Origin of the sequence: Xenorhabdus bovienii (assembly GCF_024721015.1) — a bacterium.
GTDB lineage: Bacteria > Pseudomonadota > Gammaproteobacteria > Enterobacterales > Enterobacteriaceae > Xenorhabdus > Xenorhabdus bovienii.
This window is the reverse complement of the sequence record NZ_JANAIF010000099.1, coordinates 1-9,197: the sequence shown is the minus strand read 5'-3', so window position 1 is coordinate 9,197 and position 9,197 is coordinate 1. Positions and strand designations below refer to the sequence as shown.

General features: G+C 42.7%; 10 protein-coding genes and 1 pseudogene. 3 read left to right on the top strand and 8 right to left on the bottom strand.

What is annotated here, in order from left to right:
* Positions 1-17: 17 nt before the first annotated feature.
* Positions 18-476 (top strand): hypothetical protein, encoded by a 459-nt coding sequence (locus NXS07_RS17520; RefSeq protein WP_258087270.1) that lies wholly within the window; start codon positions 18-20, stop codon positions 474-476.
* 584 nt (positions 477-1,060) lie between these two features.
* Positions 1,061-1,270 carry a helix-turn-helix transcriptional regulator gene (locus NXS07_RS17515; RefSeq protein ID WP_038224403.1) on the top strand — a complete coding sequence of 70 codons (210 nt, stop codon included), beginning with the start codon at positions 1,061-1,063 and terminating at the stop codon, positions 1,268-1,270.
* Between the two features lie 72 nt (positions 1,271-1,342).
* On the opposite strand, the gene NXS07_RS17510 is transcribed toward NXS07_RS17515, so the two are convergent.
* On the bottom strand, positions 1,343-1,522 hold the full coding sequence (locus NXS07_RS17510) for a YlcI/YnfO family protein (protein ID WP_258087269.1): 180 nt from the start codon (positions 1,520-1,522) through the stop codon (positions 1,343-1,345).
* Positions 1,523-1,654: 132 nt separating this feature from the next.
* On the opposite strand from NXS07_RS17510, the gene NXS07_RS17505 reads away from it, so the two are divergent.
* The gene (locus NXS07_RS17505) at positions 1,655-4,429 is read left to right on the top strand and encodes a DUF927 domain-containing protein (RefSeq protein WP_080718465.1); all 2,775 of its coding nucleotides are present in this window, start codon (positions 1,655-1,657) and stop codon (positions 4,427-4,429) included.
* A 522-nt stretch (positions 4,430-4,951) separates the two neighbouring features.
* Here the strand turns inward: NXS07_RS17505 and NXS07_RS17500 are convergent.
* The 7 genes and pseudogenes from NXS07_RS17500 to NXS07_RS17470 all read right to left on the bottom strand — a co-directional run.
* Positions 4,952-5,569: a hypothetical protein gene (locus tag NXS07_RS17500; RefSeq protein ID WP_258087268.1), complete on the bottom strand. Its 618-nt coding sequence runs from the start codon at positions 5,567-5,569 to the stop codon at positions 4,952-4,954.
* A complete protein-coding gene (locus NXS07_RS17495; RefSeq protein WP_258087267.1) occupies positions 5,566-6,345 on the bottom strand; it encodes a DUF2515 family protein in 780 nt (259 codons plus the stop codon). Before NXS07_RS17495 ends, NXS07_RS17500 begins: the two co-directional genes overlap by 4 nt.
* Positions 6,346-6,358: 13 nt before the next feature.
* Positions 6,359-6,529, bottom strand: a complete 171-nt coding sequence (locus tag NXS07_RS17490) for a hypothetical protein (RefSeq protein ID WP_258087266.1) — start codon at positions 6,527-6,529, stop codon at positions 6,359-6,361.
* Between the two features lie 125 nt (positions 6,530-6,654).
* Entirely contained in the window at positions 6,655-7,272 is a 618-nt protein-coding gene (locus tag NXS07_RS17485) for a hypothetical protein (protein WP_012989439.1), read from the bottom strand.
* On the bottom strand, positions 7,269-8,447 hold the full coding sequence (locus NXS07_RS17480) for a DUF2515 family protein (RefSeq protein WP_258087265.1): 1,179 nt from the start codon (positions 8,445-8,447) through the stop codon (positions 7,269-7,271). Before NXS07_RS17480 ends, NXS07_RS17485 begins: the two co-directional genes overlap by 4 nt.
* Before the next feature lie 97 nt (positions 8,448-8,544).
* Complete coding sequence (locus NXS07_RS17475) at positions 8,545-8,775, bottom strand: hypothetical protein (protein ID WP_258087264.1); 231 nt, start codon at positions 8,773-8,775, stop codon at positions 8,545-8,547.
* Positions 8,772-9,197 (bottom strand): annotated as a pseudogene (locus tag NXS07_RS17470) (DUF4123 domain-containing protein); the annotation flags it as partial. The pseudogene NXS07_RS17470 and the gene NXS07_RS17475, both read right to left, overlap by 4 nt.

Sequence of the window (9,197 nt, the reverse complement as noted above, 5' to 3'; positions counted from 1 at the left end):
CAATACCGGGCACAACAATGTCACTGTCGCCGCCGGGGAAATCATCGGCTTACAGAGCAATTACGGCTGTAGTACTAGAGTGCTTTCCGGTTATGAGTTGTACACTTTCTTCAATGCTTCTTTCCTATCATTTTCTGAAATTATGGTCAGAACTTGAGCTGAAAGGTGTTAGGGCTGCTACTGGAAAAAATAATGAAATAACTCACTATTGGCTAGAAATCGGTGACGTTGTAATTGATATTACGGGAGATCAATACAACATTATTAATACCAAAGAGCTAAACAGAGAAATTGTACTAAGTAGACCATTCACTTCTGTGCATGTTTCGTATCAGAAAAAAAGCTATCTCTATAAGTTATTTAAAGTTCAAGAAAAAGAGTGTTTCGTTTACGGTTTTCCTACAATTGCAGAGGATTTTATAGAAGAAATAGAGTTGAGTTATAGCCAACTCCTGAATCAAACAAAATGCACATAATCTATAAAGGTAGCATACTCTGTAGCCTGTAGTTAACGCGCACACCTCAATTCTCAATTTTGGATTAACCGACTGTCAGGTAGTAACAATTAAATCCACCATAGTATAACAATTATCATATGGTGATTTTTTATCCTTTGCTGGTAGTGCCAGCAAAGACTATTTTTCATGCAGTTCATAAACAGATATAAATTTCATATTCTGATCTTGTCAACAATTTAGCTTACCTTTTTTTGTTTATTCTTTATTCAAATGGCGATTTTACAAACTTTGTTGCCCCAGGCAACAAAGTTTGTTTTTCGTATAGCGTATGATCAACCCAAATTCCCATATTACTATAATAATATATTTTATTTATTTTTCATGTAGTTAAATTAATTAACTCAAATTTGAGTGTTGGTTGTTTTTTAATCTTATGTGCCCGAGGCACACAAGTCCGTTTTTTATACAGTCAACAGGCACATTTAATTTCACAAATTGCATAAAGAGTTTACGCTTTCAATTAAACAGAATTTTTAAATAATCCTCTGTCATCAAATAACGTCTACCAAGGCATTTCAAGGACTCGATAACAGGGGGTATACATGCCAACAATTACAACATCTAAAGAAAGTTTTATTCGCCTGCCAGAAGTTCAGCGCAGAACGGGCTATAGCAAGGCATGGATCTACAGGCTTATTAAAGAAGATAAATTCCCGAAACAAGTCAAAATCGGCCCTCGCTCGGTTGCGTTTGTTGAATCAGAAATTGATGGTTGGGTAGATCAGCGGATTGCTGAATCTCGTGGTATTTAATGACATGTACCTACCATTTGATAAGAATACAAAAGCTAAGGGTGGCACTTGCCTACCCTCAACTTGCTTTTTTCAGGAGTTAGATTCAATACCTCTTGACTGCAATTCTCTACGGACAATGCGCTTAATCCACGCAGCTAAAGATTCATCGCCATCTTGTGCCTGGGCTATTTCCATGAGCGCCCGTAGTTCAGGATCAAGCCTGAATTGGAATGGGGGATTGCCCCGACGAGTATTTTTGTGTGTTGACATGTCAATTACACTCACTGTAATGTATTTAGGTGTCATTACACATTACCTATATCAATATGAAAAAACAACGCCCCAGAGTGCTGGAACACATCTGAGGCGTCTGACCAATAACCGTTAATTGGAGTAACGATAATGGCTGATACACAGCATAACCAAACTCGCCCTAAATTTACATCTTTGGATAGATCAGGCAGCCAAAAACCACTCGACCTGATCCAGACCGTGAAAAAATCCGCCATGTATCATTGGGAAAATCTGTTGCCTGCCTGTGGCATCGAAATTCCTGCAAAGGGTAAACATAGCGCTTGCCCTGTCTGCGGTGGCACCGATCGTTTTCACTTTATCGACGATCACCATCATGGCAACTGGCACTGTCGCCAATGTGATACCCCGAATTATGGTGATGGACTGGATTTAGTGGCAAAAACCAAAGGAATTTCGATTTTTGAAGCAGCCAAAGTAGTTGCGAATGCACTGGCATTGCCTTTACCAGAACTTAAGCCCGCCAAAGAAACCACTTATCCAGTACAGCCGATTGCCGAAAAAGTCGCAGCACTGATGGCACAAACTGTTGCTGGGCAGTCTCCTTATTTGACCGCAAAGGGGCTGTATTGCCCTAATCAACGCCTACTGTCCGATAATTCGGCAGTATTGCTACTCGCAACACTGGACAAAAAAGTAACAGGCGCACAGATTATCAAACCGAATGGTGAGAAAAAACTCTTTCCCGGCAGCCAGAAGAAAGGCGCGTTTATCGCGCTATCAGAGCTGCACGAACACCCCGACACGGTTATTATTACCGAAGGTTACGCCACAGCACTCACGGTTAACCAACTCTATAAAAGTACTGTTCTGGCGGCTCTGGATGCTGGCAATTTGCTCTATGCCGCTAAAGCCGTTAGGGAGCGTTGGCCGGACACGAAAATTATTCTGGCAGCAGATAATGACTGGCATCATCCCGACGAACTGGATAAAAACGGCAGATCAAAGGTAAATATCGGCAAGATTTCAGCAGAAAAAGCGGCTCTCGCAGTGAATGGTTGGGTTACGTTACCACCTACAGAACATAAAGCTGATTGGGATGATTATCGTCAGCAGCATGGCATTGAGGCCGCAAAGCAGGCATTCAGTAAAGGGCTGTATCAGGTAGAAGAGAAAAAACCAGCAGCAAAATCTGTAACCGCTAATTCAGGTGAATACCGGGAGAACGAATACGACCCGCTAAAACCTCATATCGATATCCGCAAGAAGGGAATTTACTGGGTTGAGCCTAAAGAACAAGGTGGAGAAATTGTCGAAGTTGAAAGATGGCTGAGTGATCACATGGAAATCGTTGGCATTGGCAATGATGGCAGCGAAGGCTATCTCATTATCAAGCTACGCCAGGAAGGTTCGGGAAAATATATTGTTGAGGCACTTCCCCGCCGTGAAATCGGGATGCCGGTTGGCTGGGCAAGATTGCGCTCGCGGGGAATGAATATCACCGTAAAAAACAGTTTGTTGCCTATTTTAGCTGAACATCTGCAACGCAGCGGCGATCGCCGTGAATGGATTGTGACGCAGAAAGCAGGTTGGCACTGCGGAGCGTATGTGATGCCGGACGGTGAAATCATCGGCCAACCCTATATGCCCGTGGCATTCAGTGGCGGTACATCCGCCATTGCCGGTTATGTGGTCAGGGGACGCGCCGAACAGTGGAAAACACACGTTGCGTCATTGCTGCAAGGCAACCGCTCAATGATGTTGGGCGTACTGATGGGATTGGCTGCACCACTTAATTCGCTGACAGGTGGCAGTTGCTTTGGTGTGCATTTGTTCGCCCAATCCTCAGCAGGTAAAACCACCACCGTTGAGGCTGCCAGCAGCTTATACGGCGATCCCGAAGAATTGAAGTTATCATGGCATGGAACTAACCACGGTTTAAACAACGAAGCCGCAGCCCGTAATGATGGTTTCATGCCCATTGATGAAATAGGACAAAGCTCGAATCCGAAAGAAGTTGCTAACAGTGCCTACAGCCTGTTTAACGGTGTCGGTAAAATTCAGGGGAAACGGGAAGGTGGAAACCGTGCTGTGATCCGCTGGAAGATTGCAGCCCTTTCAACGGGAGAGGAAGATTTAGAAACGTTCCTGATAAAAGGCGGGATCACGCCAAAAGCCGGGCAGCTAGTCAGGCTGCTTAGTGTGCCTTTTATTGATACTGAGTTTTTCAATGGCTATGAAGATGGTGATTCTCATGCAAGAGCCATCAAACGAGAATCCAAACGCTATTGTGGTGCAGCAGGTCGTGAATGGATTTCATGGTTGTCTGAGCATCAGGAACAGGCAATCGAAATGACCGCCCGTAAAGAGAAAGAATGGTTTGATGGCCTGCCAGAAGAAGCCTCAGCTCAAGTAAAGCGTGTTGCCGTTCGTTTCGCGTTACTGGATGCCGTTGGAGAACTGGCAACCCATATCACCGGCTGGAGTAAAGAAGCGTGTCATGCTGCGGTAAAGCAAAGTTTCGATGACTGGTTAGCCGATTTTGGCATCGGAAACCGGGAAAAATATCAGGTGATCACGAGAACTCGTGACTTTATCCAGAAATACGGACTGTCACGCTTTCAGCCTTATACCTATGGCAGGCCAAATGGTGATATTGATACGGCGCACGCCATGAGAATTAGCGATCTTGCCGGATATCTGGTGCATAACCGCCGTCATGATGGACAGGCGGAATACCATATTATCCCTAGTGTATTTGAAGCAGAAATATTGCAGGGATTACAGAAGAAATCCGGCTTTGAAGCCTTAGAAGAGGCTGGGATGTTGGTTAAAGCGGAGAAAGACCGCTTTATCAGTAAAACCATTTCTGTTAACGGCACTCAGGGACGGTTTGTAGTACTGGTTTTCAAGGATGAAGATTAGCAATCGCATAAAGTTAAAAAACGTTGGGATAACGGGATATTGGGATAAGAGATGTTTATTTTAAAATATATCAGTTAGTTATGAATATTATATTTATCCCGTATTATCCCGCTCCATCCCGTAACGTAATGTGATTTCAAATAAAGCGATATTGTGACAGTGGAGATTATCCCGAAAAAAACTTCTCTCTGGTAGGCATTAATATATTGAATTTAAAACAATTTAAAGTGGTGACACACTATCACGGGATACGTTGGGATAACATGGGATAGGATAACCAGATGAAATATATAATAAATATGCCATTTACCCCGTTATCCCGTGGAAATTTGTGTAGTGCTATAGAGGCAACCAATAGAAATGTTTTTTCAGCTCTCCGATTTACCGGGTTAATTTATTAGTCCGGTAAATCGGAGAAGACAAGCGAAGCGCGTCAGTATTGGCCTGTGTAGTAGGTATGAAAAAATAATACTTTCACTTCCATCTGAGTTTGCGTTATCACCTGTTTACTACAGCAAGGAACTATCGCGCCTTGGCAATTTCCACCGTGATCATAAATCGTTCTTCATCAGGATGTTTCTTGTCGTTAAAGCATCCCAAATTCATCATAATTTGATATTGATCACCAGCTCTCCAGTAGGTTGTTTCAGAACATTTTAAACTGCGAAGTTGGGTTCGCAATTCTGGCGTATTAGCCAGAGGTGGGAACGTCCTATCATAAACAGGTATCCAACCTGCTTTACGCCACTGATTTTGTAAATCCAGTACAATTTTGATCACATCATCGAAGAGTAATGGCTCAATTTGTGGAGATATGCGTACACTCTCGATTATTCCATTATTATACTTAACAACAAAAAATCGGGCAGGTGGTGTCATAAATCCATATTTTGGATCGGTAAAACGTAAACGTGCGTCCGTTTTTGGAACGTTATACCAAATTTTACCTGGAAGAGCGGGATCAATAGCAGCACTGGAACGTTGTCGCATATCTTCGTAAGGTTCCCCAATCATTAGGGCTATCTCAGATTCATGAGAATAAAAGATTTGGTAAATATAGATACCTGCCAGCCCTAGAATGACAAATAACACGAAGGTTAAGCCACCGTGCCGCCAGTCTATACGCTGTAAGAGATTCATTTTACACCTCTCCCTGCCGCAATATCTTGTAAAGATCTTTCAATCAAATGTCGGTCTCTACCACGCAGCAATTCATCAAAACTCTCCGCTGCCTTAAGTACGAAAGGCATACGCTGATCTGCATCGGCAAGATTAGCCACCTCATCGCTAAATTTGATAGTTCTTTCATTATCAATGAATTGACATTGACTAGCCAACGTTAACTCAACAGGCTGTGCCACATTATCAGGTAAAAAGCCTGTGACATAGGAGAATTGGTTACTCCACAAGAACACTATTAATTGCTCGTCACTGTACATTGTGGTTTGCAATATATTGATTTGCTCGTGATAGGCGAGATGTACAACACCTTGAGCAATATTTCCTGCTTCTATCGCCTCAAAAGCGAGTAGAATATCGTCATAGGGAAGGCCAAACTTCAAATTATTTTGTCCTATTGGCCACAATATTGGAAATTGGCTATTACCGTAGATATCTTGGCGTAAATTTAGGCAAGTTTTGAGGTCTTTCAATCCACGTTGCTTGTAGAAAGCATGAAGCGGGTATACATCCAAAAATAGCGTCGTATTTCCCAGCGCCATCTTTTCATACACATAGTTGAATGAATACTGTGACAAACTTGATATTCCCTGAAGGCCGGGTACATAGGAAGATATTGATAATCTATTGTTTTTACTGGCTTGCCTTGCTTCTTCCACAGCTTGAGCAAAATCCTCAACTTTATTTTCTGCTTGCGCCTTCAGCTTTGGATGAAGAAAGTAAAATGGATTATCCATTGTGTTTTCTAGCTCACTTGCGCACGCGTCGGTTGGCATCATTATTAGCTTGTATTTGTTCATGCATATCATGACGGCAGCGTCTAGCATAAGCCTGATTAATACGTTTGTTCCGTTCTATGGGATCTGCAATCAGTTTACCACTGGGTGCGACGATATCTTCTGCCTCTTTCTGATAAACCACTGCGTCGTTGGTCTATTCGTTGTAATAGACTCATTTTATATCTCATCCTGAAGTAATATCCTGAATAATAGTGGGCATGAGAAAATAATATTCTCACGCCCATGTAATTTTGCGTTATCGCTTGCTTACCATGGCTTGGAAATCACCAATGTGATCAAATAGCGTTCTTCATCAGGATGCCTATCATCTTTGAAACGCCCTACGTCCATCATGATTTGATACTGCTCACCAGCTTGCCAATAGGTTGTTCCTGGGTTTTTCATCTTGCGAAGGCTATCATGTAATTCTGGTGTATTAACCAAGGGTGGGTACTCCCTGGTACGAGTAGGTATCCAACCCGCTTTGCGCCACTGATCTTGTAAATCCAACACAATCTTGATCGCATCCTCGTAGAGTAATGGCTCTATTTGTGGCGACATGCGTACACTAGTGATGATTCCATCATCATACAAAATAGTAAAGAATCGGGCAGTAGGCGTGACAAATCCATATTTCGGGTCGATAAAGCGTAAACGTGCATCCGTTTTTGGGATATTATGCCAAATTTTACCTGGAAGGTCGGGATCAATAGCGGCACTGGAACGCTGTCGCATCGCCTCGTAAGGTTCGCCGATCATCAGGGCTATCTCAGGTTCGCGAGAATAAAAGACTTGGTAGATATAGATACCTGCCAGTCCTAGAATGACGAATAACACGAAGATTAAACCACTGTGCCGCCAGTCTATACGCTGTAAGAGGCTCATTTTACACCTCCCCATGACGCAATATCTTGTAGAGACTCTTCGATCAAAGATCGTTTACTGCCACGTAGCAGTTCATCAAAACGATCTGCTGCCTTTAAAACAAAAGGCATACGTTGCTTTACATCTGATAAATCAGCTATAGGGTTATAGTCGCTAAACGTAATAGTTCTTTTATTATCGATACGTTTGCACTGGCTGGCCATTGTTAGCTCAACAGGTTGTGTTACACTAGAAGGCAAAATATTTGTGACATAGGCGAACTGGTTGCCATTTAATGCAAATACTAAATCAGAATCACTATACATTGTGGGTTGTAATATATTGATTTGTTCGTGATTGGCGAGATGCACAACACCTTTAGCAATATTCCCTGCTTCTATCGCTTCAAAGGCGAGTAGAATATCTGGATAGTCACGACCAAAACGCAACTTATCTTGCCCTATTGGCCATAGTATTGGGAATTGGCTGCTGTAGTCAATTTTTTGGCGTACACCTAGGCAAGTTTTGAAATCTTTCAGTCCACGTTGTTTGTAAAAAGCATGTAGTGGATACACATCCAAGAATAACGTTGTGTTTCCCAGCGCCATCATTTCATACACATAGTTGAATTGTTGCTGCACCTCACTTAATGACTCATCACGACTGCGGGCGTCAAAAAGTGGAACTGGGTTGTTTTCGTGAACTTGCTCAAGTTCTCTTTTAGTTTGAGCGCTATTCGTATTTTCATGCACAGTAATCAATCCTGGGATACTCCATTTTATTTTTCCTTTTCCTGCATTCTCAGAACTGCGTTGTATGGCGTCATATTCAGCTTGTATCTTTTCGATTAACTCAGAGGCATGTAACAAACCACACCCAACTTGCTTGGAAGCAAAAGCAGCAAGACCAGCCCATTGGAAGCGGTTATCTTCCAACCATATTTTAGCATAAGCCTGATTTATGCGCTTATTGCGTTCTTTGGGATCGGCAATCAGTTTGCCGCCGGGTGCAACAATGTCTTCGGCCTCTTTCTGATACCTGCGCCAAACACACTCACAAGTGAGGATGGGGACATCAATAACTTTAATTTGTTTTCCATCTTTTTCTTCGAAATGACAGTCACACGCTGCAACTGATTGGGTGCTCTTGTACAACTCCATGTCATCGTATTTATGTTTTTTAAAGATTTCGACCATTATGTCTTCCTGATTAAAATAGGGTTAATATCATTCCGTTACTAAGCATTTATATCCAGCCATTCGCCTCATCTGTATGTTTAATGAGGCGCGACAGCTAAACTGTCTGAGCAGGATTTATTTTGACCTTGAAAGGCGTGCTGGTTAAACCCTCTTCAAGATTCATCCCATTACCATCACTTGTTCCCGAATTCTCCATTTTATTTGTCAGTGTGTAAGGCACATTGGGTATCGGTTCATTTGTGTAGTCTCTGACCAGTTTAATGTATAAATCACTTTTAAGTATTTTCTGGCAATCATGATAATAAATCGAATTTTCATCATTCATCGATCTTTCTCCTGTTCTTTTTCTTGTTCCATCGCCAGCAGGTAATCCTGACTGGACACTTTTTCAATTCGCTGTCCGGCGTCGAGTTTTTGTCTTAACCATTGTTCAATCCGGGGTTCCAAACTGCCTTCTGGCTGATCCAATTGCTTCGCCATGCTGCCGTGGTTTTCCCATAAATCATCATAAAGTGAACTGGTTAACACTTTCAGGCCGTAGGGGGAGCATAACCAAACGTCCAGCAGGTGTTCGCCTAACGTAAAGGGGATTTCACTGTTACCTTCTCCGCAAGTTTCGGGGCGGCAAAACGGCATCGGCTGTGGTGTGTCGATCATCAGTTCTGTGACAGGCGACAGCATCAGTGACCAGTCGCCAGGCGTGAAGGCAGGGATCATCGCGCCAAAAACACGGGCATCCATAATGCG

Coding starts and splice junctions, on each gene's coding strand:
- NXS07_RS17510 (WP_258087269.1), bottom strand. CDS start 1,522: ATGTCAACACACAAAAATACTCGTCGGGGCAATCCCCCATTCCAATTC.
- NXS07_RS17505 (WP_080718465.1), top strand. CDS start 1,655: ATGGCTGATACACAGCATAACCAAACTCGCCCTAAATTTACATCTTTG.
- NXS07_RS17500 (WP_258087268.1), bottom strand. CDS start 5,569: ATGAATCTCTTACAGCGTATAGACTGGCGGCACGGTGGCTTAACCTTC.
- NXS07_RS17495 (WP_258087267.1), bottom strand. CDS start 6,345: ATGGATAATCCATTTTACTTTCTTCATCCAAAGCTGAAGGCGCAAGCA.
- NXS07_RS17480 (WP_258087265.1), bottom strand. CDS start 8,447: ATGGTCGAAATCTTTAAAAAACATAAATACGATGACATGGAGTTGTAC.
- NXS07_RS17475 (WP_258087264.1), bottom strand. CDS start 8,775: ATGAATGATGAAAATTCGATTTATTATCATGATTGCCAGAAAATACTT.
- NXS07_RS17515 (WP_038224403.1), top strand. CDS start 1,061: ATGCCAACAATTACAACATCTAAAGAAAGTTTTATTCGCCTGCCAGAA.
- NXS07_RS17520 (WP_258087270.1), top strand. CDS start 18: ATGTCACTGTCGCCGCCGGGGAAATCATCGGCTTACAGAGCAATTACG.
- NXS07_RS17485 (WP_012989439.1), bottom strand. CDS start 7,272: ATGAGCCTCTTACAGCGTATAGACTGGCGGCACAGTGGTTTAATCTTC.